29 protein-coding genes are annotated in these 26,050 nt (G+C 54.4%); 11 read left to right on the top strand and 18 right to left on the bottom strand.

Annotated elements, in window-relative coordinates:
• Window positions 1-43: 43 nt before the first annotated feature.
• The gene (locus tag KVT34_RS02030; RefSeq protein WP_217556411.1) at window positions 44-517 is read right to left on the bottom strand and encodes a hypothetical protein; all 474 of its coding nucleotides are present in this window, start codon (window positions 515-517) and stop codon (window positions 44-46) included.
• Window positions 518-876: 359 nt separating this feature from the next.
• A complete protein-coding gene (locus KVT34_RS02025; protein ID WP_217556410.1) occupies window positions 877-1,335 on the bottom strand; it encodes an NUDIX hydrolase in 459 nt (152 codons plus the stop codon).
• A 301-nt stretch (window positions 1,336-1,636) separates the two neighbouring features.
• Between KVT34_RS02025 and KVT34_RS02020 the strand changes: the two genes are divergently transcribed.
• A complete protein-coding gene (locus KVT34_RS02020; protein ID WP_009675610.1) occupies window positions 1,637-1,864 on the top strand; it encodes a hypothetical protein in 228 nt (75 codons plus the stop codon).
• A gap of 108 nt (window positions 1,865-1,972) precedes the next feature.
• Here KVT34_RS02020 and KVT34_RS02015 read toward each other — a convergent pair whose 3' ends face one another.
• Window positions 1,973-2,128, bottom strand: coding sequence for a hypothetical protein (locus KVT34_RS02015; protein ID WP_217556409.1), 156 nt, complete (start codon window positions 2,126-2,128; stop codon window positions 1,973-1,975).
• Between the two features lie 246 nt (window positions 2,129-2,374).
• Between KVT34_RS02015 and KVT34_RS02010 the strand changes: the two genes are divergently transcribed.
• From KVT34_RS02010 to KVT34_RS02000, 3 genes are all read left to right on the top strand, one after another.
• Entirely contained in the window at window positions 2,375-3,859 is a 1,485-nt protein-coding gene (locus KVT34_RS02010; RefSeq protein WP_217556408.1) for an aldehyde dehydrogenase family protein, read from the top strand.
• A 203-nt stretch (window positions 3,860-4,062) separates the two neighbouring features.
• Window positions 4,063-4,530: a DinB family protein gene (locus KVT34_RS02005; protein ID WP_217556407.1), complete on the top strand. Its 468-nt coding sequence runs from the start codon at window positions 4,063-4,065 to the stop codon at window positions 4,528-4,530.
• 6 nt (window positions 4,531-4,536) lie between these two features.
• Window positions 4,537-4,689, top strand: a complete 153-nt coding sequence (locus tag KVT34_RS02000; protein WP_217556406.1) for a hypothetical protein — start codon at window positions 4,537-4,539, stop codon at window positions 4,687-4,689.
• A 39-nt stretch (window positions 4,690-4,728) separates the two neighbouring features.
• Here the strand turns inward: KVT34_RS02000 and KVT34_RS01995 are convergent, their stop codons facing one another.
• Window positions 4,729-5,643 carry an NADP-dependent oxidoreductase gene (locus KVT34_RS01995; RefSeq protein WP_217556405.1) on the bottom strand — a complete coding sequence of 305 codons (915 nt, stop codon included), beginning with the start codon at window positions 5,641-5,643 and terminating at the stop codon, window positions 4,729-4,731.
• A 171-nt stretch (window positions 5,644-5,814) separates the two neighbouring features.
• On the opposite strand from KVT34_RS01995, the gene KVT34_RS01990 reads away from it, so the two are divergent.
• Both KVT34_RS01990 and KVT34_RS01985 read left to right on the top strand, forming a co-directional pair.
• A complete protein-coding gene (locus KVT34_RS01990) occupies window positions 5,815-6,711 on the top strand; it encodes a LysR family transcriptional regulator (protein ID WP_217556404.1) in 897 nt (298 codons plus the stop codon).
• A 283-nt stretch (window positions 6,712-6,994) separates the two neighbouring features.
• Window positions 6,995-8,293 carry an NCS2 family permease gene (locus KVT34_RS01985; protein ID WP_483311425.1) on the top strand — a complete coding sequence of 433 codons (1,299 nt, stop codon included), beginning with the start codon at window positions 6,995-6,997 and terminating at the stop codon, window positions 8,291-8,293.
• Window positions 8,294-8,429: 136 nt separating this feature from the next.
• Here the strand turns inward: KVT34_RS01985 and KVT34_RS01980 are convergent, their stop codons facing one another.
• Complete coding sequence (locus KVT34_RS01980; protein WP_103995322.1) at window positions 8,430-8,630, bottom strand: hypothetical protein; 201 nt, start codon at window positions 8,628-8,630, stop codon at window positions 8,430-8,432.
• Between the two features lie 133 nt (window positions 8,631-8,763).
• On the opposite strand from KVT34_RS01980, the gene KVT34_RS01975 reads away from it, so the two are divergent.
• On the top strand, window positions 8,764-9,261 hold the full coding sequence (locus tag KVT34_RS01975) for a Crp/Fnr family transcriptional regulator (protein WP_217556402.1): 498 nt from the start codon (window positions 8,764-8,766) through the stop codon (window positions 9,259-9,261).
• 42 nt (window positions 9,262-9,303) lie between these two features.
• Here the strand turns inward: KVT34_RS01975 and hmpA are convergent, their stop codons facing one another.
• A complete protein-coding gene (gene hmpA, locus KVT34_RS01970) occupies window positions 9,304-10,521 on the bottom strand; it encodes an NO-inducible flavohemoprotein (RefSeq protein ID WP_217557222.1) in 1,218 nt (405 codons plus the stop codon).
• Window positions 10,522-10,727: 206 nt separating this feature from the next.
• Here hmpA and KVT34_RS01965 point away from each other — a divergent pair, with 206 nt between their 5' ends.
• Window positions 10,728-12,359: a glycoside hydrolase family 10-like protein gene (locus KVT34_RS01965; protein WP_217556400.1), complete on the top strand. Its 1,632-nt coding sequence runs from the start codon at window positions 10,728-10,730 to the stop codon at window positions 12,357-12,359.
• 121 nt (window positions 12,360-12,480) lie between these two features.
• On the opposite strand, the gene KVT34_RS01960 is transcribed toward KVT34_RS01965, so the two are convergent.
• The 3 genes from KVT34_RS01960 to KVT34_RS01950 form a co-directional block, all read right to left on the bottom strand.
• On the bottom strand, window positions 12,481-13,008 hold the full coding sequence (locus KVT34_RS01960) for a GNAT family N-acetyltransferase (RefSeq protein ID WP_217556399.1): 528 nt from the start codon (window positions 13,006-13,008) through the stop codon (window positions 12,481-12,483).
• 247 nt (window positions 13,009-13,255) lie between these two features.
• The gene (locus KVT34_RS01955) at window positions 13,256-13,612 is read right to left on the bottom strand and encodes a HesB/IscA family protein (protein WP_217556398.1); all 357 of its coding nucleotides are present in this window, start codon (window positions 13,610-13,612) and stop codon (window positions 13,256-13,258) included.
• 146 nt (window positions 13,613-13,758) lie between these two features.
• Complete coding sequence (locus tag KVT34_RS01950; RefSeq protein ID WP_217556397.1) at window positions 13,759-15,117, bottom strand: MFS transporter; 1,359 nt, start codon at window positions 15,115-15,117, stop codon at window positions 13,759-13,761.
• Between the two features lie 166 nt (window positions 15,118-15,283).
• On the opposite strand from KVT34_RS01950, the gene KVT34_RS01945 reads away from it, so the two are divergent.
• On the top strand, window positions 15,284-15,943 hold the full coding sequence (locus KVT34_RS01945; protein ID WP_217556396.1) for a helix-turn-helix transcriptional regulator: 660 nt from the start codon (window positions 15,284-15,286) through the stop codon (window positions 15,941-15,943).
• 263 nt (window positions 15,944-16,206) lie between these two features.
• Complete coding sequence (locus tag KVT34_RS01940) at window positions 16,207-16,572, top strand: hypothetical protein (protein ID WP_217556395.1); 366 nt, start codon at window positions 16,207-16,209, stop codon at window positions 16,570-16,572.
• Window positions 16,573-16,861: 289 nt separating this feature from the next.
• Here the strand turns inward: KVT34_RS01940 and KVT34_RS01935 are convergent, their stop codons facing one another.
• The 6 genes from KVT34_RS01935 to KVT34_RS01910 all read right to left on the bottom strand — a co-directional run bounded on the left by KVT34_RS01935 (window position 16,862) and on the right by KVT34_RS01910 (window position 21,610).
• Window positions 16,862-18,340: an Lsa family ABC-F type ribosomal protection protein gene (locus tag KVT34_RS01935; protein ID WP_217556394.1), complete on the bottom strand. Its 1,479-nt coding sequence runs from the start codon at window positions 18,338-18,340 to the stop codon at window positions 16,862-16,864.
• Between the two features lie 297 nt (window positions 18,341-18,637).
• Window positions 18,638-19,294: a formylglycine-generating enzyme family protein gene (locus KVT34_RS01930; RefSeq protein WP_483311424.1), complete on the bottom strand. Its 657-nt coding sequence runs from the start codon at window positions 19,292-19,294 to the stop codon at window positions 18,638-18,640.
• Window positions 19,295-19,661: 367 nt separating this feature from the next.
• On the bottom strand, window positions 19,662-20,078 hold the full coding sequence (locus KVT34_RS01925; RefSeq protein ID WP_217556393.1) for a hypothetical protein: 417 nt from the start codon (window positions 20,076-20,078) through the stop codon (window positions 19,662-19,664).
• A complete protein-coding gene (locus KVT34_RS01920; protein WP_217556392.1) occupies window positions 20,079-20,291 on the bottom strand; it encodes a hypothetical protein in 213 nt (70 codons plus the stop codon).
• 21 nt (window positions 20,292-20,312) lie between these two features.
• Complete coding sequence (locus KVT34_RS01915) at window positions 20,313-20,627, bottom strand: hypothetical protein (protein WP_254634500.1); 315 nt, start codon at window positions 20,625-20,627, stop codon at window positions 20,313-20,315.
• 14 nt (window positions 20,628-20,641) lie between these two features.
• Complete coding sequence (locus KVT34_RS01910; protein WP_217556390.1) at window positions 20,642-21,610, bottom strand: helix-turn-helix transcriptional regulator; 969 nt, start codon at window positions 21,608-21,610, stop codon at window positions 20,642-20,644.
• Between the two features lie 268 nt (window positions 21,611-21,878).
• Between KVT34_RS01910 and KVT34_RS01905 the strand changes: the two genes are divergently transcribed.
• Window positions 21,879-22,754, top strand: a complete 876-nt coding sequence (locus tag KVT34_RS01905; RefSeq protein WP_217556389.1) for an SDR family oxidoreductase — start codon at window positions 21,879-21,881, stop codon at window positions 22,752-22,754.
• A gap of 97 nt (window positions 22,755-22,851) precedes the next feature.
• Here the strand turns inward: KVT34_RS01905 and cysK are convergent, their stop codons facing one another.
• The 3 genes from cysK to KVT34_RS01890 all read right to left on the bottom strand — a co-directional run bounded on the left by cysK (window position 22,852) and on the right by KVT34_RS01890 (window position 26,026).
• On the bottom strand, window positions 22,852-23,787 hold the full coding sequence (gene cysK, locus KVT34_RS01900) for a cysteine synthase A (RefSeq protein WP_217556388.1): 936 nt from the start codon (window positions 23,785-23,787) through the stop codon (window positions 22,852-22,854).
• A gap of 104 nt (window positions 23,788-23,891) precedes the next feature.
• On the bottom strand, window positions 23,892-24,665 hold the full coding sequence (locus KVT34_RS01895) for an ankyrin repeat domain-containing protein (RefSeq protein WP_217556387.1): 774 nt from the start codon (window positions 24,663-24,665) through the stop codon (window positions 23,892-23,894).
• Window positions 24,666-24,730: 65 nt separating this feature from the next.
• The gene (locus KVT34_RS01890; RefSeq protein ID WP_217556386.1) at window positions 24,731-26,026 is read right to left on the bottom strand and encodes a hypothetical protein; all 1,296 of its coding nucleotides are present in this window, start codon (window positions 26,024-26,026) and stop codon (window positions 24,731-24,733) included.
• Window positions 26,027-26,050 lie beyond the last annotated feature (24 nt).

Below are 26,050 nucleotides of genomic sequence, written 5' to 3'. Positions count from 1 at the left end.
CTTAAAACCTCAAGCTGCTGCGGCTACTTTGCATCTCTACGATTTAGTCGTAGACCAGATTCTCGCGCACGGGCGACGGGACGGTCCATTCGGTCACCATTTCGCCTGTCCACTGCGGATAAGCCTGCGTATTGGCGAGCTTCCATTTCAGCGGACGCTGAAGCTCGAACATCCCGCCGATGACTTCCTTCTTAAGAACGGCTTGTCGTACTTTCTCGATCAGATTCAGTACGTCCGCATAACCGAACGGGTCGGTCGAGGAAGTTCCGAAATGAAGCCGGACCTTGACGGAGCCTTCCTCATTCCCGTCCTCCCCTTCCAGCGCCCTCAGCAGGACAAAAGGAAACAACCCCTCCGGCAGCAATTGCGCGGGTTCATCCGGCTTGGCCGGCGGAAACTTTTCGGCTCCGGGAAGCCAGCCGACATGGACTTTCACGGGCCGATCGCCCGCTCCGGTGTCCCGCACCGATTGTTCTACGAAGCTTTTGAGCGTCTGAAGCAAAATGCTCGTACTCACCGGGCTTCACCTCCGCGGATGCCGCTTTTGGCGTTCTCCGCCCCATGCGGCCGCCTACGTTTATAGCGGTTTGTTTTCGTATTCCCCGCCTCCTTTCCATCCTAAAAAAATCCGTCGTGACCGGCTGGCGGTTACGGGCGGATTTTCGGGTCAGGCAACCGAGAGAGATTTCGGATGATCCGGCGAAATAAAAAAGCAGCCGGGCTATAAAAGCCGATGGCTGCTGATTGGAGTGTTTTCCGGTGTTCGTGTGTCTCTCTCGATTTCCTATGTTATAAATATACCTGACTCTGAAGCAACTAACACATGATTTTCCCATAAAAAACAAACAACAAAAACATAGCTTTTTTAAAGTAATTTTATGGTGCTGCCTGCATCGGAACGCCCGCCCAGCCGAAGCTCTCGAACCAGAGGCTTTCCTGCCGGTTCAAAAGCGCCTCGCGCACATAGGGCACCATCTCGGCGGGAAGCGCGTCTTCCGGGAACCAGCGGAGCTCTTCGCACTTATGGGGCTCCATGTTGCCGATTTCGCCCTGCCAGCTGCGCGCCTTCAGAAAAAAGTCGATCCACTCGGAATTCGTGTTTTTGCGGTGCATAATGCCGGCGATCTCCAGGTCCTCGGGCCGGATGTCAATTCCCGCCTCTTCCTTCGCTTCCCGTACGGCGGCGGCTTTCACTTCTTCTCCGCCGTCGATTCTTCCGGCTACGACACTCCACTTCCCGTCCATGAACCCCGTATTTTTTCTCTTTAATAGAAGCGTTTCCCCATTGCGGGACAGAAAAACATGAACGGAACCGTAAAATATAGGTGTTCTCATTTTAAAACCTCCAAGGATTTGAACATTAAGCAAAACTTTTCTGAAACATATTTCGTTTCATATTATGAAAAACCGTTTAGTAGGAAGTGGATCTTTGCGGATTAGCCGGCAAACTCCTAGTTTTTGACTTTAAATTTATGAAAACAAACGCTTTTCCCCTTAAATTTCAAACATTCTGTGGCGGAGGTTGATCGTTTCCAAAAAAAAATTGAAAAATCTATCGTTTTTTTAAGTTTCCTTTAATATTCGTAATTTATACTATTTTCAAAGATTGATCTATCTTACAGGAGGTAGAAATCACATGAAAACCATTATCGTATTTAACAATCAAAAAATACCCGTCTTTTATACAGAAGCGAGCAAGAAAGCATTAAGCTTATTGAAAATTGCCCTGGAAGCGAAGTGGAACAACGGAAAACGCGCTGTAAAGACGTGTCTGGAGAACCTAATCTCCATCGAAATCGAGGGAACGGAAGCGATTCTGCACTCCCGCCGCGAAAGCGATACACTTGCCCTGTCTCTCTACTAAAACTCAGTCACGATTAGTTGATCCGGCCTCTTACATACGGCCCCGCGAAAAAGATCCCGTCCGGGATCTTTTTTGTTGTTTAACCGGTGACCGGAAATCTCTCCCCGCTCAACGCTTTTCGTTAATCGCTTCATTGCGGAGCGCCTGCTCCAAATCGGCGATGGTCTTTTTAAGCAGCGGCCCTTTATGGCCCGAAAGCATCCGTTTGTTCTCCTTCTTCAACACCGCTAAAATAAGCTCTTTCTGATCCCGGCTGAGCAGCATGATCCCAACCTCCCTTTCCCCGGCAAATCTTATGTACGCCCGCTCGTCTGGCCGGCTTCCTTCTCTTCCCTTTTTAACAAAGGTCTCATTATTTTATCATGTTCGCTTATCTGCGGGATAGACCCGGAAACTTTGCAAGACTTCTGTCATATTTTCCGCGCTAGTTTGATATAGATACAATATCACGGATGACAAGCGATGCTAGCTGAGCCGAGCATGATACCTTTCCTAAGGAGGCAGTGTGACATGAACGAACTGACCCTGACAGTCCGACCCAAAATCCAGCGGTTCCTGAACGGAACAAAGCGGCTTTTCATCGACGGAGAATTCGTCGATTCCGTTTACGGGAGCACCTTCACGACACCTAACCCGGCAACGGGCGATATTTTGGCGGTCGTGAGCGAAGCGACCGAAGAAGATATCGATCTGGCCGTAAAAGCCGCCAGACGCGCTTTCGACGAAGGCCCCTGGCCCGGGTTAAGCGCCGCGGAACGGAGCCGGCTTATTTACCGGCTGGCCGATCTCGTCGAAGACAATCTGGAGGAGCTCGCCCAGCTCGAAACGCTAGACAACGGCAAGCCCATCGCGGAGACGCGCGCCGCCGATCTGCCGCTGGCCGTCGAGCATCTCCGCTACTTCGCCGGCTGGTCCACGAAAATCGTCGGCCAGACGATCCCGGTCAGCGGCGGTTACTTCAACTACACGCGGCATGAGCCGGTCGGAGTGGTCGGGCAGATTATCCCGTGGAACTTCCCCCTGCTCATGGCGATGTGGAAGCTCGGCGCCGCGCTGGCTTCCGGCTGCACCGTCGTGCTCAAGCCAGCCGAGCAGACGCCGCTCTCGGCCCTCTATCTCGCCGGGCTGATCCAGGAAGCGGGCTTCCCGCCGGGTGTGGTCAACATCGTGCCGGGCTACGGCGAGACGGCGGGCCAGGCGCTGGTAGGCCACCCGCAGGTCGACAAAATCGCCTTCACCGGCTCCACGGAAGTCGGCCGCTCGATTATGCGCCAGGCCGCCGACCGTCTGAAGCGGGTGACGCTGGAGCTGGGCGGGAAATCCCCGAACATCATTCTCCCCGATGCCGATTTGTCCCGGGCGATTCCGGGGGCGCTTTCGGGGATTATGTTCAACCAGGGGCAGGTCTGCTGCGCAGGCTCCCGGCTGTTCATCCAGAAGAAGATGTTCGACAACGTCGTCGCCGACCTGGTGCTGTATTCCCGCAAGCTCAAGCAGGGCGCGGGCTTAAGCCCCGACACCCAGATCGGGCCGCTTGTGTCGGAGGAGCAGCAGAACCGGGTGCTCGGCTATATCGAGCGCGGTCTTGAGGAAGGCGCCGAGCTGCTGACGGGAGGAACGAATCCATTCGAGGAAGGCTATTTCGTGGCGCCGACGGTTTTTGCCGGCGTTCAGGACAGCATGACCATCGCCAAAGAAGAAATATTCGGCCCCGTCGTCACGGCCCTGCCTTTCGAAGATCTGGACGATGTGATCGCCCGCGCCAACGATACGGATTACGGGCTGGCCGCCGGCCTGTGGACGGAAAACGTCAAAAATGCCCACTACATCGCGGGCAAGCTCCGGGCGGGCACCGTCTGGGTCAACTGCTACAACGTATTCGACGCGGCTTCTCCGTTCGGCGGCTACAAGCAGTCCGGTCTCGGACGCGAGATGGGTTCCTATGCGCTGAACAATTACTGTGAAGTCAAAAGCGTCTGGATCAATATGAACTAAGCCGGATCGTACGGGTTTTACGGTTCGGCCGAGTCAAGCTCTGTCCCCATAAGGGATAGAGCCTTTTTTTACGCGCAAAAAAAGAGATAATAAATCGGAATATCCGATTGATTCCAACTAAATTTTCGAATTTTCCGATTTCATTTTTCCGTGTATGCTGGAGTAAGAAATCAGCAATCAATCTACCCGACGGAGGTATTCCTATGAAAGAAATTGCCGCAAGAATTCACGACAGAACGTATGAGATTGCGTCCCTATTAGAACCGGTAGATGATACGCTTCTTGCGAGGCGGCCCGGAGCGGACAAATGGTCCGTGAACGAAATACTCGGCCATCTTTGCGATTCGGCTCTCAACAATCTGCCGCGTTTTATCGTCACCCGGTATGCCGAGCAGCCTGCGGCGTTCCAGCCCTACAAACAGGATGAGTGGGTAGCCGCGCAGGATTACCGGCATACTCCTTCGGAGGAAATTATCGCCTTATGGGGAAGCCTGAACCGCCAGGCTGCGCGAACTATCGCGTCCATCACCCCGGAGCAGGGGGATCTGCTCTGCAAAATCGGAGAAAACGAGCCCGTTACTCTCCGCTGGCTCATCGAAGATTATGAAGAACATCTGGAGCATCACTTGGGACAGATAGTCCTGTTGAAAGAGCGCTTCGAAGGAGTGTAAATCCCCGTGCATGCGTCCGCTCGAAACCGCACCCGGGGCGCAGGCCGTGTGAACGTAGGCACTGCCGTGAAGACGCAGGCGCAGCTCCAATCCGTAGAGCCGATCAAAGCTCCTTCGCCGGCTCACCAGATCGTCTTCGGCGCCGAAAAAGCCTGTTGAATGATTCAACAGGCTTTTCTCTCTGCCTTCGTGGAGGTTTCAATCTTCCAGCGTCAGCACGATTTTACCCCGGCCGTGACCGGTCTCCATCTCTCTGTGCGCTTCGGCGGCTTGGCTCAAAGGGTACGCTCTCCGGATGTGAATGCGGAGCTGTCCCCGGGTATACAGCTCAACCAGCTCGGCCAGCCGCTGCGCCGACCGTCTGCTGCGGATCCAGCGGACGCCGAGTTCGCCGGCAAGCTCGAAGGCGACCGTCGTCGCGATCCGGTTCCGGTCGGCAACGAGTTCCGCCGCCGCAAGCAGCCCGTCCGCTCCCCCCGCATCCAGAGCGGCGTCTACTCCGCCCGGCGCGAGTGCCCGGACACGCTCCGCAAGTCCCGGCCCGTACGTGACAGGCATGGCTCCTATCGAGCGCAAATAGTCGTGGTTGGCGGGACTGGCGGTCCCGATCACGGCGGCTCCCTTCGCGCGGGCCGCCTGTACCGCAACGGTCCCGACCCCGCCCGCAGCCCCGTTGATCAGCAGCGTATCGCCGGGACCGACGGCCAGCTCTTCCAGCGCCGTGAGAGCCGTCTGCCCCGCTCCCGACAGGCCGCCCGCCGCGTCCCACGGCATCGCGGCCGGCTTCCGGACGAGCTGCTCCTGAGGGACGACGACATATTCGGCGTACGTGTACTGCATGCGGAAGCCGAGTACTTCGTCCCCGGGCGCGAACGCGGTAACGCCGCTCCCCGTCTGATCCACGATGCCCGCGAACTCGCCGCCGGTCACGTGAGGCAGCGATATGGTTACGCCCTGGGGCCGGAACCCCGTGCGGATCGCGCAATCGACCGGCTGGACGCCAGCCGCCTTAACCCGCACTCTCACTTCCCCTTCGCCTGCCTGCGGCGTTGCAAGCTCCATCGGTTCCAGAACCTCCGGAGAGCCGAACTTGGTAAACCCCATTGCTTTCATCCATGTTTCCTCCTCTTTATGCGGCAGCACGTGCTGCACGATAGGCCGCCTGCGCTTCATTTTCAGTTGTTGCCTGCACCCTTATCTGCATTTTATAATGAAGATCTCATAATAAAAAATACATCTTACCGCATATTACTTATTCCATAGAGTATATAAGAGGAGGGGCGTATGGAAATTTTACAGCTCCAGTACTTCCGCACAGTCGCCAGGCTCCAGCACATGACCAAAGCCGCCGAAGAGCTCCACATCGCCCAGCCCGCGCTGAGCAAAACAATCGCCCGTCTCGAGGACGATCTGGGCGTGCCTTTATTCGACCGCCAAGGACGGAAAATCACCCTCAACGCGTTCGGGAAAGCCTTCCTGAAAAAAACGGAGGTCGCCCTCACCGCACTGGAAGAAGGCCGCAAAGAGGTCGAGGATCTGGCCGGGATGGAGCAGGGAAGCATCTCCGTCGCTTCGCCGGTCCTTAACCGGCTGTCAGGTCCTTTGGGCGAATTCCTCGCGCTGTATCCCCATGTCCGCTTCCGTCTCACACAGGCACCGACGGAGGAGCTGGCCGGGATGCTCGAAAGCGGGGAAGCGGATTTCTGCTTCACCGCTTATCCGGTCGGCCGCCCCGGTATTGTCGAGGAGCCGATCCTCAGCGAGGAAGTTTTTCTGGCCGTACCGCCCGGGCACCGGTTGGCGGACCGTACGAGCATCACATTGAACGAAGCGGCCGGGGAGTCTTTTATCGGGTACAAAAAAGAGCACGTCTTCCGCAAAAGGGACGACGCGCTGTTCCGGCAGGCGGGCATGACGCCCGATTTCGCGTGCGAAGTCAACGAACCGTCGGCCAAAGCGGCGCTCGTTCAGGCGGGTCTCGGCGTCGCCTTCGTAGGAGCCTGCAACCGCAGCGAAGAGCCGCCGACGGCTCTAATGGTGCGGATTCCGATTACGGACCCCGTCTGTTTAAGCTCTTACCAGCTGGCCTGGCACGAAAAGCGCTATTTGTCCAAAGCCGCGCAAAAATTCCGGGACTTCATCCGTCATTATTTTTCGGCCGGCACGCCAACGGAGATTTGATCTAGAACTGTGATAGGGCTTTTTGTCATCGTTTCATCGTTTCACGCAGTTTCCCTGTGCAAGAATATCCTGATCCGGGCTGTGACGGAGTTCGGCCCGACTTGCGGAAGCTTGGCTTGTCCACCCCCTTCGATACTTTAGAGAGAAAGCTGCCATACTAACACAATAACGGTAGCTTCCATAGGTGTTTCTGGTTATAATGATTCAAGCGAAACGGATACGGATTTTCATACCCGGCGTTTCGAGGGTGGGGCGAGGGATACTTCAGAAAGAAGGATGAATGTTGGTACGTTTTTTCGATCGCCGGTTCGGGCTTAAAGCCCACGGAACGACCGTGCGCCGCGAGCTCATGGCCGGATTGGTGTCATTCGTGACCAGCGTCTATATTATTATTGTCAATTCCGCGATTCTTGCGGACGCCGGAATTCCCGTTCAAGCGGGGATGATCGCCACCATCGCCACTTCGTTCGTCGGCTGCTGGCTGGTCGGCTGGTGGAGCAACACGCCGCTTGTTATCGTCCCGGGCATGGGGATCAACGCCTTGTTCACGTACACGGTCGTGCATACGATGGGACTGTCGTGGCAGGAAGCGCTTGCGGCCGTCTTCGTCTCGGGGCTTCTCTTCTGCCTGGTCGCCTTCACGGGGCTGGCCGGGCGGATCTCGCAATCGGTCCCGCATACGCTGAAAGAAGCGATCGGGGTCGGCATCGGGCTGTTCCTGACGTTTATCGGGCTGCAAAAAAGCGGGATCGTCGTGCCGAGCGCCTCGACGTTTATCGCGCTGGGCGATCTCGGCAGTCCCGAAGCGGTCGTGACCCTGCTGACGCTCGCCCTCATGTCCGTGCTGTACGTCCGCGGGGTGAACGGCAGCTTCCTCATCGCCATCGTGTTCGGAACCGCCGTCGCCTGGCTGCTCGGCCTGGTCAACCCGGCTGCGGAAGGCCCCGGGTTCGGGCTTCGCGATGCCGCCGCCGTCTTCGGCGCGCTTTCCTTCGGGAGCCTATGGTCGCTTCCGTTCTGGATCGCGGCCTTCTCGATGGCGATGGTCATCGTCTTCGAGAATCTGGGCCTGATCCACAGCCAGACGGCCAGCTTCGGGCGCCCGGACACCTACCGCCGCGCGTTTCAGGCCGCGGCGGTGTCGAACGTGGCCGCCGGGCTGCTCGGCTCGAGTCCGACCGTATCTGCGGTCGAAGGCTCGGCCGGCATCGCTTCCGGCGGACGCACGGGTCTGACCGCCGTGTTCACCGGCGTGCTGTTTCTCGGCTCCTACTTTGCGGTGCCGCTGCTTCAGGCCATTCCGGACAGCGCGATCGCGCCCGTGCTGATTATCCTCGGCTCGCTTATGCTCGGCAGCATTAAAGCGATCCCTTTCGAGGATTTCAGCGAAGCGTTTCCCGCTTTTCTCGTGATCGCGATGATTCCGCTGACTTACAGCATCGTCGACGGAATCGCGTTCGGCTTTATCGCTTACCCGGTCGTGAAGCTTGCCGCCGGTAAAGGCCGCCAGGTTTCCGCAACCTTGTACGTCATTGCCCTGCTCTTTCTCCTGTACGAAATTTTGCAGGTTATGAACAAGTAACGGATTTTGCGGACAAATCCGGTTTACCCGGGTTTACCGGCTTTGCGCACTTTTTTGGTACGGCACAAAAAAACGCCTGTCCGCGCTTCCTTCTCGGGAAGACGGGCAGGCGAATTTTTTAACCGGGGCCGGACGGTTACGAACTCCATCCCGAAGCCATGACGATGAACGTTACGAGGGCCGCGAGGCCGACTACGAGGTAGACGGCCCCCTGGACTTTCTTTTTCTGAAAAAACCGCATGATGCTCATGCTGACCATTGACCCGATAAAAAGGATCAGCAGCAGGCTCGTTACGAACATGCCGGTTGTTAACGCGTCCAAAGAAGTTGTTGCCACGACGTTTTCCACCTCGATAAAATTGGTTTTCCGGTATCCTGTAAAGATCCTTCCTCGATTATAACCGGAAACTGGGCGAAAACGGTACATTCTTTCTACATTTCTATGAACAAAAAGAAAGGCGGGTTCCCCGATGATTTTACATAAAGGCGAGGTGCTGTTCCGCCAAGGCGAACAAGGTCCCTTGTTCCGCATCCGAAGCGGTCTATTTAAAGTCGTTCGCCTTCAGGAGAACGGGGAACAGTTTCTGTTCAACATTCTGAACCCCGGCGAGCTGATTCCGCATCATTCGCTGCTCACGCCCAAAGAATACCACGGGACCGCGATCGCTCTGATTACAAGCGAAGTCGAAGTCATTCCGGCCGCGCAGTGGTACGCCGGTCTTGAAGAGAATCCTCTCCGCTACCGGGATGCCGCTCTTGTGCTGCAAGAGAAACTGAGGGTGATGCAGCAGCGCATCGATCAGCTTACCGCGCTCACCCCCGCCCGCAAAATCGAGCTGCTCGGTCAGTGGTTCGCCCGCTATGTCGGGGACATTCCGCTTGGCGATGTGCTGACCCAGGAAGAGATCGGGCAGCTCGTCGGTCTGCGGCGCGAGACGGTCAACCGGCTTCTCCGGAAGCAGCGATAAGCGCCAAGAAAACGGGTCCGCCATAGCGGACCCGTTTTTTTATTATAGGACGAGGGACGGACCGAAAAATTCATTGTGAACGGATTCCGGCCGGACACCCAGCTTCCGCAAATGCCCGATCATGTCGCGCATAAACGAAACGGGGCCGCAAATATAATAGTCGGCATGTCCGCCGGCTTCCGCCGTTATTTCCTTCAGCTTCTCCGCCGTCAGCCGGCCTTCCGAATGAAAGGCTCCCTCGGCTTTGTCTTCTTCCGTCGGGTGCGTGTAGCAGATATGCGTGCGCAGGCAGGTTTCATCCGCCGCCGCTGTCATCGCGTCCTTCATGGCGTGCAGTCCGCCGTAGGCAGCGCTGTGGATGAACGTCACGGACCGCGCCGGCTGCTCGGACCGGATCGTTCTCAGCATGCTTATCATCGGCGTCAAGCCGACTCCAGCGGACAGGAGCACGACCGGCGTATCCGCGGAACGGTTAAGCGTAAAATCGCCGGCGGGAGCGGAAAGCAGTAGTGTGTCGCCTTCCCGCACGTCTTCGTGAAGATAAGTCGACGCGACTCCCGGCTCGCGGGTATCCGTGCCCGTCTCCTTCTTCACCGAGATCCGGTAATACGGCAGTCCAGGACGGTCCGACAAGCTGTACTGACGGTTCACGAGATGTTCCCGTCCGGGGATTTTCATCTGCACGGTCACATACTGACCCGGCTCGAATGCCGCCAGCGCTCCCCCATCCTCCGGTACCAAGTAAAACGACGTGATGTTCCCGCTTTCCGGCGTTTTCTTCTGCACCGTAAACTTGCGGTATCCCGCCCAGCCTCCCGGCTGATGGAGTGCCTTATCCGCCATTTCCGTCTCCACGCCGATAAAAGCCCCGGCGATTACGGAGTATGCCTCTTTCCAAGCGCCGAGAATCTCCGGCGTCGCCGCCTCGCCGAGCACCTCGGAGATCGCCGCGAGCAAATTCTCGCCGACAATCGGATACTGCTCCGGCGTCACGCCCAGACTAACGTGCTTGTGGGCAATCCCCTTGACGGCCGGCATGATTTCATGAAGCCGGTCGATATGAACGGCCGCCGCATACACTGCGTTGGCCAGAGCCGTCTGCTGCCGACCCTGCTTCTGGTTGCCGTGGTTGAACAGATTCAGCAGCTCCGGGTGGCTCTTGAACAGCTTTTCGTAAAACCGGGTCGTAATGGCTTTTCCGTGTACTTCCAGCACCGGTACGGTGGACTTGATAATGGCGATCGTTTCGGGTTTCAACATCATTAATCTCCCCTTCGTGTTCGTTCTTGTTCTCAGTATAAAAAATCACATCCCTTTCCCGGGTGATTCCAATCACACCGCTTATTGCAGCTTTGTGAACACTCTTTGTGAACACTCTAGCATCTCTCCCTTTGGCTTTTTTCGTCATAGAGTCGGTTGTCCCCTCATAGAATGGGGTATCACCTGCAAGGAGGATGTCTTCACTCATGAACAAAAAGCACATCGCCGCACTGGTCGCATTAGCCTTTACAGCAGCCTTGCTCGTGCTTCTGACCGGGTCCCTGGAGGGCCGGAAATCGCTGCTGGCCCAAACGCTGAGCGCCGCGGGCTCTAAGACAGGCTCGATTACACAAGCGGAAAATCAGGCTTTATCCGCCCCCCGGCAGCTCCGGGCCGTCTGGATCGCCACGGCCTGGAACATCGACTGGCCGTCGAGCCAAGGGCTGTCCGCCGCCAAGCAGCAGCAGGAGTTCATCGCCATGCTGGACGAAGCCAAGAATGTGGGCATGAACGCCGTCATCGTACAGGTCAAGCCCAACGCCGACTCTCTTTATCCTTCCGAGTACGGCCCCTGGTCGGATGTCCTGACGGGGAAACAAGGCCAGTCACCGGGATATGACCCTCTCGCTTTTATGGTCGAGGAAGCGCACAAGCGCAACCTGGAATTCCACGCCTGGTTCAATCCATACCGCATCGGAAAAACCAAAGATACCGCGAAGCTTGCCGCCGATCATCCGGCTTTGAAGCACCCCGACTGGGTGGCGGTTTATGCGGGAACCCGCTATTACAACCCCGGCATACCGGAGGTCAGGGATTTTGTCGTGGCCGGCATTACCGAAGTGGTCAAAAAATACGATATCGACGCCGTTCATCTCGACGATTATTTTTATCCGTATCCCGAAAAAGGCAAAGATTTTCCCGACGATTCCGCTTACCAAACATATGGAAAATCGGAATTCAGCTCCAAGCCCAATTGGCGCAGGGATAACGTAAACCGGCTCGTTGAAGCCATTCACGCCGCCATCAAAAAGGAAAAGCCCTACGTCAAATTCGGTATTTCTCCGTTCGGCGTATGGCGCAACCAGAATGCGGACCCGACCGGATCGGAAACGACGGCGGGCACGACGAATTACGACACGCTTTTTGCGGATACGAGAGCATGGATCAACGCCGGCTGGGTCGATTATATCGCTCCGCAGCTGTATTGGAACTTCGGCTTCAAGCCCGCCGCCTACGATAAGCTGGCCGACTGGTGGATCAAAGAAACCGAGGGCAAACCGGTCCAACTGTACATCGGGCACGCGCCCTTCAAAATCGGCCAGCAGGACCCGCCGGGCTGGCAAAACCCCGACGAGCTGCCGGATCAGCTCAAGTTCAACGCCCGCAGCGCCGGCAAAATCAGCGGCAGCATCCTGTTCAGTCTCAAGGATATCCGCCGCAATCCCCTCGGATTCCGCGACCGGCTGAACACGGAGCTGTATGCCAGCCCGGCGCTGGTGCCGCCCATGCCTTGGCTGGGAAGCGCGGCGCCCCAGCCGCCGAAGGCTCTCACCGCCGAGGGCACCGCGGACGGCGTCCGCCTGGACTGGCGCGACGGCGGTGGGAACCCGGCCTACTATGCCGTCTACCGCGCCGAAGGCAGCGGCTCCGAAGCTCCACGCCTGATCGGCACCGTCCGCAGAAGCGGAAGCGGGGCCCAGTCGTTCACCGACCGCGCCGCCCCGGCCGGGAAGCCCCTGCGTTATGTCGTGACCGCGCTGGACCGGCTGCATAACGAAAGCACGACGAGCCGGACCGCCTCCGCCGATGTGCCGGGCAGGTTCGCGAAGGCGAAATAACACGAATACCCTCCATCCGCTTATCGGGATGGAGGGTATTTTTATGGGTTGAACATGGCGGGAGCGGTAAGCGGCTTAACCGCTTTAATGCCCGGCCCGTTCTACGCGTCCGGTAAATCGGCTACGTGCCGGTCGATCCGAGTACCCGCCCGGCGGGAACGTGGTAGCGGCAAATGCCGTCGATGGTGTCCTGCAGAACGCCCCCGCAGCTTTCGATCACCCGGCGCGACGGCGCGTTATCTTCGTTGCAGGTCAGCAGCGCTTCATGTATGCCTTTGACGGCGGCTTCCCGAAGCAGGAGCTGCAGCAGCAGCTTGGCGTAGCCTTTGCCCCGTTCCGTCGGGCGGATGACATAACCGATGTGGCCGCCCCGTTTCTTGAGCTGGCCGTTCAGCGCGTGGCGCATTTTCCCGTAGCCGACGGGTCTGCCGTCCGCGTAAAGCCAATACACCGTTTGCGGGACAAGCCCCTCCGGCAGCTGCTTCGCCCGGGCCATGTTATAATTTTTAAGCAGCAGATTGTAAAACTCGTCCCGGGTTTCGCTGTAAAAGCTGTTCACGAACCCGTTCGCCCCCAGGCCGATTTCACGCGTCATTTCAAAGATATCCGAGCCTTCCTTCAAATTCAGTTCTCGCAGTTCTTCCTTCATACGGGCAGCTCCTTTACTCCTTTTGAAAAATATACGGGATTTCATGAAAGAATAAAAGACCTTCTCTCACAAAAGGAGTCTTTCGGACTGTTCCCGCATTCGTCAAGAGTGCCGTAAAGCCTAGAAAATGACTCCTCAGAAGCATAGGACCGAAAATCCTAGTGTCGGCGGTACGATTCCGTCCCGGGCCATCCCATTTCTTAACACCTTACATATTTACGTTTGAAACCAAGTTGGCCTTCATAGGCTACTCACATTTTTTAACTTCCCCACGGTAATTTTCCATTCTGAAACTAGCTCCACATCCACATGAAGCTTTTGCATTAGGATTATTCAAGGTGAAACCGCCTATCATTCCTCTTTCTTCATAATCAATTTGAAGACCTTCTATATATGGAATACTATTCGTATGAACCAATAGACTAAATTCACCTTTATTTAGTAAGATATCACCTTCTGTTTTCTGCTCATCCGCTATAAGCTTATAGGATAAACCGCTGCATCCCCCCTCTTCAACGCCTATTCTAAGAAAAGAATTTCGGGCATTAGCACTTGATAAGATTTCGACGATTTTTTCTGATGCCGCTTCACTGACCTCTATCATCGTTGTATTTCTCCTTTGAACGTCATTTGGGGTTAGCCGGTATGTTTGCAACAGGAGCCGATCTAATATGGCTTGTATGGACCGTTCCACCTCACAAAGGACATGGAACGGCTGTATTTGTATTTTTAAAAGGCTTATTTTTTAGGTTAGTTTGCCGGTCTGATCCGGGTGCTGGCGAATAGACTCGTTACGATTAACAAGAGATGAAAGCCCATCGTTACAATTAATCCGGATTGCAGCGACATCCCTGCGGCTTGACAAACGACAAGAATAGAGCCGCCTATCCCGATGACCACGCCAGGTGTAAAAGAATCCGCGAATTGCAGATTTGCCGAAGTTTCTCCAACATCTCCATTCCCCGTTTGGGAAAATGCCACAACCCCGCTAATAGGATGCGCAAGTCCAATTCCGATTCCGGCTATGATTTGGCCGGTAACCGCAACGGCCACTGTCACAACAGGCACCCAAAATACCAAGGCAATTCCAATTGCAAGCAGCAGCACACCCAGAATAATTCTTGTATGACGTCCCCGGCCTTGGTCCGCCGCATCCCAGCGTCCTTGCAAATAGGCAATGAGGCACCAGCTTAACGCGGCGCTCGCTACAATTAATCCGGCCTGAGAAGGAGTAATCCCTTTCACATCGATTAAAGCCAATACCAAGAAATTTTGTGTGCTGGCATAGGCAGCGAAGAACAGTCCGCGTGTCGCCAGAATAGCCGGCATGCCTCTTCGGAAAGCAAGAGTGCCCTTGGGAAGCAAATTGAGCAGCGGATATCCCATCAGCGCTAAGCCGATAAGGACTAAAACAAACCCCGTAAAGATCGGCAGCATGCTTAGACCCACCAAGAAAATCCCCGTACCTACCGTTAACAGTAAGGCCAGCCATGTGGCTGAAGCCCCGCTATCCCCTTGTGTCCCCTGTGTTTTTAATTTCCTGAATGCAGGTAAACTCAGCAGTGCCGAAACAATCAGGATCGGCAGTATTCCCCAGAAAACAAACCGCCAGGACCATTGATCCGCGATAAGACCCGCAACGTACGGACCGAGCATGGACGGAAGAACGTAGGCAGTACCGAATGCGCCGAGGATTTTGGCACGCAATTCATCGGGATAACTTAAGGATATTGCCGTGTACACGCAAGTCATCATAGCTCCGGCCCCTAAACCCTGCATAGCCCGCGCCCCTATCATCGTATACATATCGCCTGCCGTTGCGGCAGCGATCAGCCCGACGACAAACAAAATAAGCGCGAAAGTGAACGGTGCTGCTGGTCCTTGTCTATCAATGATTCGACCGACGACCAAGGTGCCGATAATCTGCGCAAGCAGATAAGTACTGAATATCCAGCCGAATAGGTCAAGGCCGTTCAAGTCACCGGCAATGGAAGGGGCAATCGTCGTGACCGATAACCCTTCGAATCCGACTGCCATCACCGACAGTATGATTCCTATGGACAACGCAAAATAACGCGGGCTGAAAATGCTTTGAGAACTAGACGTCATGAAAAGTGACCTCCAAGAAAATTTTTATGTATACATCGTATCCGGATACTTAGTAAACATTTATGTTGATAAAGTTTAAATTACAGTCCGATTTTGACTTTGTCAACATTTTTGTTTAAAATGTAGAAAGTGAACTAGATCCCGCTGCTGAATAAGGAGATTCATGATGAACCGAAATCGAACCCATAAGGATGCCTCGACTAGTACCCGGAGAGCGATCATTGATCTGCTCAAGCAGCAGGGGGGAACGGATGTTGTGGCACTATCCTCTAAATTTTCGCTATCTGGAATGGCGATTCGTCAACATTTAAATGCGCTGAAAGAAGAAGGATTGGTTACTTACGAAGAAGAAGCCCGCCCCATGGGCCGGCCGACAAAGCTGTGGAGATTAACTCCCGAGGCTGATCGTTTTTTTCCTAGCGGATATTCCGAGTTATCCGTCAGTCTGATCCATTCCATGAAAGAGGCTTTCGGAAACGAGGGGCTGGACAAGCTGCTGGCTGTCCGGAATAAAAATATGCAGGAGCAATATCTCCAGCACCTTGACGGCGCATCTGGCGTAAGAGAAAAGCTGGACAAACTGGCCGAAATCCGAACCGTCGAAGGCTATATGGCCGAGGTCAAGGATCAAGGCGACGGAAGCTTTTTGTTTATTGAGAAGCATTGTCCGATCTGTGAAGCTGCTGCCGCATGTACCGGGTTATGTAAGAATGAACTGCAATTATTTAATACCCTCCTCGGAGAGCATGTTCTCGTTGAACGTGTCGAGTATATTTTGGCCGGGGCAGGAAAATGTGTATACCGCGTTAGGGAAAATAATTTGTGACCCCAAGAGAGCAGAGAAAAACAATTGAATTCAACTAATTGAAGTTGCGCACAAAAAAACACCGCAGTCCTGAAGGACTGCGGTGTTCGAGTATGCCAATAAAAGTTGAAGCTCCACTACTTAGGTCGCATCCTTCTAAATACACAAACAAAATTGAACTTTCATTACTTTTTTTGGTAATAAAATGACTTAATTCCAGTAAGCGATTGACCCAATAAAATGGCGATGTTATCTTTATTTTACAAATATAGGAGGTGTTTATATTGAAAAAAAGTTTATTGTCTTTAGGTTTAACTGCCATACTGACTGTTGTAGGTGCAAGCTCAGCATTAGCTGTCCCTGGTGATTCCACTTCCCTAACTGTGACACAATCAGCGCCGGACTACACGAGAAATATTGCAGGGGCAAACAAGGCCGGTAAAATCACCCTACAATCTCAAGGACTAGCGACTGCCGATCTGTGGCAAGCTTGTCCGGGGAGAGGAGATAAGCTTCTTACTTTGAATACTTCACCTTCAAAAACTGAAGATAGTAGCGTTGTTTATATGCAAGAAGGATGTTCTTACTATGCAAAAGTAACTTCTTATAGTTCTTCATCGGCCACGGTCTACCTCCGGAATTACAATTAATCCATCGCACTATGACCGATTTTCGTAATCGGGTAGAGACTGAGCAACTGATGCATAAAGACGACTCCAATAACAGGGTCGCTGCTAATACCAACGTCGTACATCTATACATCTTAAAAAATAAACAAGCAGAGCACTTGCTCTGCTCGTTTATTTTTTCCATGTCAGGATGTTAGATTACGGGCGGATTCACAAAGAAATGCGAGAAAGCACCGTACACGCAGACGCTTTCTCGCATTAAATTTACCGATCTATGCGGTGACAAAGTTATCTAATGTGTCCAAAGAAGTTAAAGCTCCACTACCTGGGTCGCGATATTGTCGCAAAATTCACGGTCATGCTCCACAAAAAGTAGGGTCGGCTTGTGTTCGAGCAGCAGCTCTTCAATTTGCATCCGTGAGATGACGTCGATGAAGTTAAGCGGCTCATCCCAGATATGCAGATGAACTTGCTCGCACAGACTTTTGGCGATCAGCACCTTCTTCTTCTGCCCCCCGCTATAGGACGAAATGTCCTTCTCGAATTGGACCCGCGCGAAATCCAATTTTCTCAAGATTGATTTAAACAGGCTTTCGTCTATCCCGTTTTCCCGGGCGTAGTCGGATAAGCTTCCCCGCAGATGGGCGGTATCCTGCGATACGTAGGATATCTTCAGCCCGCTCCCCTTTCGGAAAGTGCCCGTATAGTCGATATCTTCGCCGAGAATCAGTTTCAGAATACTTGATTTTCCGGAGCCGTTTTTACCCGAAAGCGCAATCCGCTCTCCCTGCTCCACCGTAAAGCTGATATCGCTGCAGACCGTCTTATCCCCGTATTGAATCGACACGTGGTCAAGCTCGGCAAGCTGGTTTTTGTGATAAACTAGCTGGGAAATCTTCAAGCTTTCGGAGCTTTCGATGTTTTTCAGGAGCTGCGAACGATCTTCAATCGCGGACTGCTGTCTTTGCTCGATGTTTTTGGAGCGTTTCATCATTTTGGCAGACTTATGACCGATGTATCCTTTATCTACCTTGGAACCGGAATTTCTTGTCCCGTTTTTCGTCTTCTCGACCTCATGCGACCAGTTATTTGTCCGTTTGGCCGCATCTGACAGCCGCTTGATGTCTTTTTTCAGCTTTTCGTTCTCCGCAAGCTCAAATTCGTCCTGCATTTCTTTGTTTGTCCACCAGTCCGAGAAGTTGCCTTTCCGGATCTCGATATTCGTCTTGTTAATGGACAGAATGTGATCGACGCAATGATCGAGAAAAGCCCTGTCGTGAGAGACCAGAATAAATCCGTTTTTGTTCCTCAGATAGCTGCTGACCAGTTTGCGCGCTTCCATGTCGAGATGGTTGGTCGGTTCGTCAATAAGCAGAAAGCTGTTCTCCTTAAGAAACAAAGTCGCCAGCATCACTTTCGTCTGCTCCCCGTTCGACAACGAGTCAAATGGCCGGTCCAGCACATCCTCGGAAACTTTGAGCAAGGAGAGCTCGCGCATCAGTTCCCAATGAACATAATCCGGAAAAATGTCGGAGATCACATCCAGCGTCAGATTTTCCTTGTGATCCACCGGATAAGGAAAATATTCAAACTGAACCTGGGCGGAAATCGTTCCGCTGTATTCGTACTTGCCCTGCAGCAAATTCAGAAACGTGGTCTTCCCACGGCCGTTTCTCCCGGTAAAACCCAATTTCCAATCGGTATCGATCTGAAAGCTTACCTCTTCGAATATGTTATCGTAACTGCCGTCATAAGCGAAAGTCAGGTTAGAGACTCTAATCAATGACATGATAGAATCCTCCTCCTTTGAATAAAAAAATAAGAGCTGCAAGAAAGTTACCTTTCCCGCAGCTCAAATATAAAAACAAATCCGACCCGCGACGGGGTCAGACCTGTATATCCGATTTGAGTTGAAAAGGAGATGTAACTTTCTTGCATAATAATACATAAAACTAGCGATCATTCTCGCTATTATGTTTTATTATTATAAGCAAGAAATTTTACATTATCCTCTTCAACTCCATTCAGTAAATTATTGACATAGTAGCATACCCGCTAGTTTTTTGCAACCGCTGCCCCTCGGAAATTAACTCGACCGGGCCAGGCGGAATCCTAGATCGTCTATGCCAAAGGTCGGATGGCTCCGGCGACGGCACGTTGCCCCGCAGCCCCTGGCCTCTTCCGCCCAACTGCCTCCGCGGAAAATCCGGTAGGAGCCGTACACTTTTTCGTCATAGACGTCCCAGCACCACTCCCAGACATTCCCCAGCATATCGTAAAGTCCCCAGGCGTTCGGTTCTTTGGTCCCTACTTCGTGTGCCCCGCCGTCCGAATTTTCGTTGTACCACGCTATCTCATCCAGATCTCCGTATCTGTAACCGGCAGTCCCCGCTTTGCATGCGTACTGCCACTCCGCTTCCGTAGGAAGCCGGTAGCCATCCGCCTCCCAATCGCACAGGATCGTTTTACCGTCTCCGCCTATCGAATAACATTCTTTCCGTCCGGCCTGCCGTGAAAATAAATTACAAAAAGAAACGGCTTCCTCCCAGGAAATATTCACAACCGGCTTCAAATTTTCGTCCAGTGTATAGGGTGAATTCGTCGTAACTGCCTTGTAAAGCCCCTCGGTTACAGGAAAACGGGCAAGCAGAAACGGTCTTATTTCGGCTTTCCATTTGGTATGGACACGGTCGTCTCTTAATTCGATTTCTCCGCCCGGAATGTTGACCATCGGATGGTCCATGTATGCTGGTCGTTCATCTGACAAACGGCCTTCCTCCCAACGACTCTTGATTTTACAAATCTTACCGTGCTTGGAACCGTTAATCAATATAAAATTATCCCTGCATCGATTGTAAGCACGGTCTATGGTTTCAGACTCCCACGACGATCAGCAAAATACGGCTAGTCGACAGCATATTAAGCGGTATGATCAAGCGATACCGTACCATGGGAGACGCTTATCTGCATAACTATGATTACAGGTTAAAGCCATGGCGACCGCCTTAGAAAACCGCGATAATCGCGGTTTTCTAAGGCCTGTTAGGGTTCTTTCTATAGGAAAGCCTGTGATTCCTAGCGTTGGTCCGGGGTAAGGCGGGACCGCAATCCTAAGAGGATACGGAACTTTCCTCCGGAATGTTGTCCTTTCGAAACCGGACGGAGATGAGCTTTTCTTGCAGTTTGTGCCCCGCATACAGCCCTCCCATAATAAGCAGCATCCCAAGCGGCACTTTCTGCAAGGCCGTCTGCCAGCCTTCGTAATAAGCGAAGACACCGGTTAACATACTTAGGCCGAGCACACCCACGAACATTTTCTTTTTGCGGGATTCTTTCTGGGGAACATACAATAGTTTTTCACGAAGCCGGATATTCATCCCCGCCAGAGAGATCAGACCAAAATAGATCGTTTGGGCCGGGTGTGTCGTCGAGTCGAAGAAAATGAATTGGTACACGAAATAAAAAGGGACTCCGAACGTACCCAAAAAGATGACGTTATAAACCAGCCTGATTTTCAGCGGAACCATTCAGATCTCCTTCATTTCCTGCGGGAGCACCACCGTATTTGGCTTGGATGCCATGTACGTATCAAGAGCTTTGTTCGCTTTGAGGGCGAGCCTGATTAACACGATCAGAAGAACGATCCCTAGTACAAGCAGGACCACGTACCCCGCCATCATCAGCATTTGAACCAGTACGAACGGATTTACCGCAGCAGTTGCACCACTATCCACTTCCATCTTCCTTCCTGTAACTAGAGCTTAGATCCATCTTATAAAGCTTTTGCGGGTAAAAGCGATGTTCCGGGCCTCTTCCCAGCTGCTTAGAGCCTCCATTGCTCCCTTATCGCGGAAGCGGAACGTTAAATGAGTAGGGACGCCGAAAACATAAGCATGCTGTATATTTTCTCCGTAAAGCGTCACTATGAAACTTGTGAGCGAAATATAGATAAGTATAACCTGCATGAATAACTGGATCGGACCATCCACTAGTTTGACGGAAACGAAAACAGGCACTTTTATACCCGGTTTTACTCTTTTAACGGTTTTCTCTGCCCATTTGTTATATTTTACCACCCCTTAAATCTTCTTCATAGCTCTTTATTCGCCTTATTGTCGTAAAGCTTCAATATCTCTCTCGTCACCGCGATTAATCCCAAACGAAGTTCTTCCGGTGCGAGAACATACACGCTGCTGCCGTAACCGAGCAGGATGCCTATTGCCGATTCCAACGTATTGAATTCGGTGTCCGCTTCCACCCAGCCGTTAACGGCCTCGCTAAGATTCCGTACTTTTGCAAACCGTTCTCTCGAAAAGCGGTGAAATTCCGGCTCCCTGATTTGAATCTTTGCGGGATAGCGCGGAAGCTTTGCCGTAAACTCTTTCAGTGACTGTTCCCAATACCCCGCAAGATCGAATGCCGCGGGCCTTGTAAAATGTTCCTCCGTGAGCTCCGCGTCAAGCAGCCGGGAGATTCTGTAGGTTCTCATCTCTCCCTCTGCTTCGGCAACCGCATACCAGATGCTGCCTTTGGCGACAAGGCCGAGCGGATGGATGAGCCGCTCCGCGATCCGGTCGTCGCGCCGGTAGCGGATGAGCAGCTTCCTCTCCTCCCACACCGCTTCCTGTACAAGCGGAAGATGGGGAAGCTGCTCCGCCGAGCGGTGCCAGCCCGCCCCGTCGATGTGGATGCGCTGCCGGACGCGCTCCGTTTCCTGCCGCATGGACGCAGGCGAAGCGGCCAGCAGCTTCTGGAAGGCGCTGTCGTATTCGCTGCTCATGCCGAGATCCGACAGCAGGGCGGAATCGTTCGCGATCAGAAGCGTCGCGATTTCTTCCGCTTTCATGCCGGTCAGCCGGGTGCGGTAGCCTTCCGTCAGGGACCATCCACCGCCCGACCCCCGCTCCGCATAAACCGGAATGCCCGCCGCGCTCAACGCCTCCATGTCCCGGAAAATGGTCCGTTCCGACACCTCAAGCTTCTCGGCGAGTTCGCGGGACGACATTTTCCCCTGGTTTTGCAGCAATAATAAAAGAGACAGCAATCGGTCGGCTCTCATCGTTATTCCTCTTTTCTTCCCTTTTTAGGCATCCCCGGCCATTCTCTTTCCGCAGCGGTTTTGGTTGACCCGGATTTGCTTGGCCGTTATTCCCGATCGGCAGTTCTGAACGCGCAGGGCTTTTCGTTCAATTTACTATAGCAATTATGACAAGGGTTGTCATATATCCCCTCTTATACTGGGTACAGGTTGCGGGCGGCTAATCGATCCGCTGCCTGCACAGCTACAGCAATCCGCTGTTAGTTGAGACCAAAAAGGAGAGATCGCGATGAAATCGAAACCACTGGAAGGAACGATCGCCGTAGTGGCAGGAGCGACTCGCGGCGTCGGGAGAGGCATTGCAGCCATGCTCGGGGAGGCGGGAGCGACCGTGTACTGCACGGGGCGCAGTGTCCGGGGAAACCTCTCCAACATGGGGCGCAGCGAAACGATCGAGGAAACGGCCGAGCTTGTGACCGCTAAAGGAGGCTGGGGAATCGCCGTCCGCGTGGATCACACGGTAGAAGAAGATGTCAAAGCGCTCTTCGAGCGGGTAAAACTGGAGCAGAACGGCAGGCTCGACCTCCTGGTGAACGATGTGTGGGGCGGAGATCCTTTGACCGAGTGGGGAAAATCGTTTTGGGAGCATTCCCTGCAGGACGGACTTCTCATTCAGGAGCGTGCGGTTCGTTCCCATATGCTCACCAGCTATTACGGGGCCCCTTTGCTGGTGTCCCGCAAGCAGGGCATGATTCTCGAAATTACAGACGGTTTCGATTACCGCTACCGGGGGAACTTATATTACAGTCTGGCCAAAATTTCCGCCATTCACCTGGCGGAGGCGATGGCCGCGGATCTAAAGCCGCACGGAGTAACGGCGGCAGCCGTCACCCCGGGTTTTCTGCGCTCGGAAGCGATGCTTGATCATTTCGGCGTCAAAGAAGAAAACTGGAGAGACGCCATCGCGCAGGAGCCTCATTACAGCGAGTCCGAAACTCCGTTCTATATCGGACGGGGAATCGCCGCGCTTGCCGCCGATCCGGACAAATTCACGAAGTCGGGCAAGGTGCTGACGAGCTGGGGATTGTCCGACGAATACGGCTTCAGCGATGTCGACGGCAGAAGACCGCATTGGGGCCGGCATGCGGCGGAGCACGGCTTGTAAGACGAGCGGCGGAACGCTTAAGACGCCAAATAAGGCAGCCACGATTCAGGTGGCTGCCTTAAAGTGTTTTATGCGGGTTGGGAGAGGACCCCCCATCCTACTCTTCCTGGAACAAATCGGTAGACAGGTAGCGTTCCCCGGTATCGGGCAGCAGGACTACGATCGTCTTGCCTTTGTTCTCCGGGCGCTCCGCCAGCACGGAAGCCGCATGAACGGCCGCTCCGGAAGAAATTCCGACGAGCAGCCCTTCGTTTCTCGCCAGCAGACGGGCCGTCGTAAGAGCTTCCTCGTTTTTCACGGTCAAAATCTCGTCGACCACGGAGGAATCGAAATTTCCCGGCACGAAGCCGGCTCCGATTCCCTGGATTTTGTGCATGCCTCTTTTTCCCCCGGACAGGACAGGCGAATCAGCCGGCTCCACGGCGACGATGTTCACCGCGGGATTTTTCGCTTTGAGCGCTTGTCCGACCCCGGAAACCGTTCCGCCCGTACCGACTCCGGCGACAAATATATCGACGGCCCCGTCCGTATCCCGCCAGATTTCTTCAGCGGTCGTCCGGCGGTGTACGTCCGGATTCGCCGGATTCTCGAACTGCTGCGGCACGAAAGCGCCCGGCAGTTCGGCCCCAAGCTCCTCCGCCTTGCGGATCGCGCCCGACATCCCCTCTTCCGCCGGTGTCAGAACAAGCTCCGCGCCAAGCGCCGCAAGCAGCTTCCTGCGCTCGATGCTGAAGCTCTCCGGCAGCGTGATGATAAGCTTGTAGCCGAGGGCCGCGGCCGCGAAAGCAAGGCCGACGCCCGTATTTCCGCTCGTCGGCTCGATAATGACGGATCCCGGACGGAGCAGCCCCTTCTCTTCCGCGTCTTTGATCATCGCGTATCCGATGCGGTCCTTTACGCTGCCCGCCGGGTTAAAATACTCCAGCTTAGCCAGCAGACGCGCCTCAACTTGTTGTTTTTTACTGAAATTCACCAGTTCCAGCAGCGGTGTGTTGCCGATCAACTGCGTCAAATTCGTTGCAATGTTTGCCATGATTCTATCCCCCGTTTGAGATGCTCTATCCCTATCATGTTAGTCGGTTATCATTCTACGATACCACCAACGGGGGAAGATGACAAATCGGGGCAGCCTGCCTTTTAGCGGCCTCCGGCCGCTTCCAGCATCGCGGCGATTGCCGTGAAATTGCGGGAGACGGCATGCCTGTAAGCCGTGACACCGTCTCCGTCCGGCAGGTTGACGTCCGCCCCATGCTCCAGCAGCAGGCGGATAATCGTCTGGTGAGCTTCTCCTCCGTCGCCGAGGATGACGGCTTCCAGAAGCGCCGTCCAGCCCAGGCGGTTCACATGATTCACGTCCACCCGGGTCCGGGTGAGCAGCTCCCGCACAATGTCCACATGCCCCCGTTCCGAAGCGGGAATGAGTGCCGTCCCCCCGTACCGGTTGGTGAGAGCGGGATCGGCATCCGCGGATATGGCCAGCCGCAGCAGCTCCATATCCCCTTCGGCGCCGGCGTACAGGAACAGATTGTCGGAGCGGTCGTTGCGGATATTCACATCCGCTCCGGCTTTCAGCAGCACTTGGACGACTTCGTGCCGCCGGTTGATCGCGGCCGCCATTACAGCCGTATTCCCCTGGCTGTCCCGCGCGTCCACATCGGCTCCTTCCCCGATCAGCGTCCGCACCTTCTCCGCGTCACCTTGCGCAGCCGCCTCCAGCAGCTGCGTGTTTTTTTCATTATGCATTTCCATCTTTCCATTCCCCTCCGTTTCCGGTACTTGCGATTCTTGATATACCGGCGTTGGCGCCGTTCCCGGGTCCGGGCTGACGGCCGTCCCGCATCCGGACGCAGCCGCGGAGATCAGAACCGGGACGATCAGAGCCGGGATAAAGCCATTGATTCGCATGAACATCGGCAGCCGCCTCCTTAAACTCTATAGGCAAAAGACCTCCGCGGAGGTCTTTTCGAAGTTTGCGTTTAGCTGTTTTTCAAAGCATCGGTGTTCAAGCTGATCTTGCCCTGCTGGGTTGCCCACGAGCCGGACGCCGTGACGGTGTAAGACTTGCCGGGACTCAGCTGCGTGCCTGCCGGCAGCTCGAACGTGCCGACCGCTCCTTTGCGGCTCGTTACCTTGTAGACGGCCGTCAGCTTCTTGCCGTCTCCGTCCGTCAGCTCTACGCTGCGGCCGGAGAACAGCTCGTCACGCGGGTCGGCCGCAAGCGTAATGTCGACGGAGGCCGGGCTGACGGCTTTTGCGGACGCGATCACAAGAGGCGCGGTGGAACGGGCGGTGAAAGACGCTTCCGTCACAGTCGCCCAATCTGACGTGACCTTGTATGTTACGCCGGGAGTCAGCGTCTGTCCGGCAGGAAGGCGGAATTTCGGCGCCTGTCTGTCGTCGGTAGCCTGCGTATACGGAACATAAGCGGCCCGGATCGGCTGCCCGCCCTCCGGCGTGAGCGTGACGGACATATCCCGGAGCGAGGAAATGATGTCGTACGATTTTCCGCCGCTTGCGTTGCGGTCGTTCAGGTACATTTCCAGCCCCCCGCGCGTACCGAAGTACGACTCGACCACATATCCGTAATCGACCACTCCGTCTTTACGGAACGATTCCAGCTCGAACGTATCTGCCGTTACCTGCCGGGCTGCCGCTAATTTTACCGTGTGGGCGGAGCCCGTGAACTTGCCTGCGGCTTTGCCTTTGTACGTCAGGCTGTATGTTTTGCCCGGCTGCTGAACGGTTACGGGCACCACATACGTGGAGCGGGCTCCGTTCTTAAGCTGCGGAACGTTGCGGATCGTCATCCCGTTGTCGAATTGAAAATTCGCTTTCGCTTTGTCCAGATTCACATCGGCCGCGGTCAAAGGGGAATCGAACGTGATTTCAAGCGTCGCCGCGGACAGCACCTTGATATCCGTCACGGCCGCATGCTCCGACGGAATATGGGCAATTGCCTTAAATCCGAGACGGGCCGCCTCCCCTTTAGTGACACGCGCATCGGGCTCGTAGTTTTTCAGCCACTGCTGAATGACCAGAGGTTTCTTCTCTGTGAGCTGGGCGATCCGGCTGACAAGCTCCTGCTGGGTCAGCATCAATCTCCCATGGTCCGAGTAATGCCCAGCCGGTGCAAGGTCTCCGTTCGCGGACGCGGCCGGAGTCTTGGCGGATTGAGCGGATGCGGATGCGGCAGCAGGAGCGGCATTCAAAGGAAGCATGACCGAAGCGGCTACAGCCGAAACCGTCAGCAGTTGAAGCAAAGTTTTTTTCATAAAAGTTCCTCCTGTAAGGTGAGT

Origin of the sequence: Paenibacillus sp. GbtcB18 (assembly GCF_019091125.1) — a bacterium.
GTDB classification, from domain to species: Bacteria; Bacillota; Bacilli; order Paenibacillales; family NBRC-103111; genus Paenibacillus_F; species Paenibacillus_F chitinolyticus.
The sequence above is the reverse complement of the archived record's forward strand: the minus strand, read 5'-3'. Positions and strand labels throughout refer to the sequence as shown.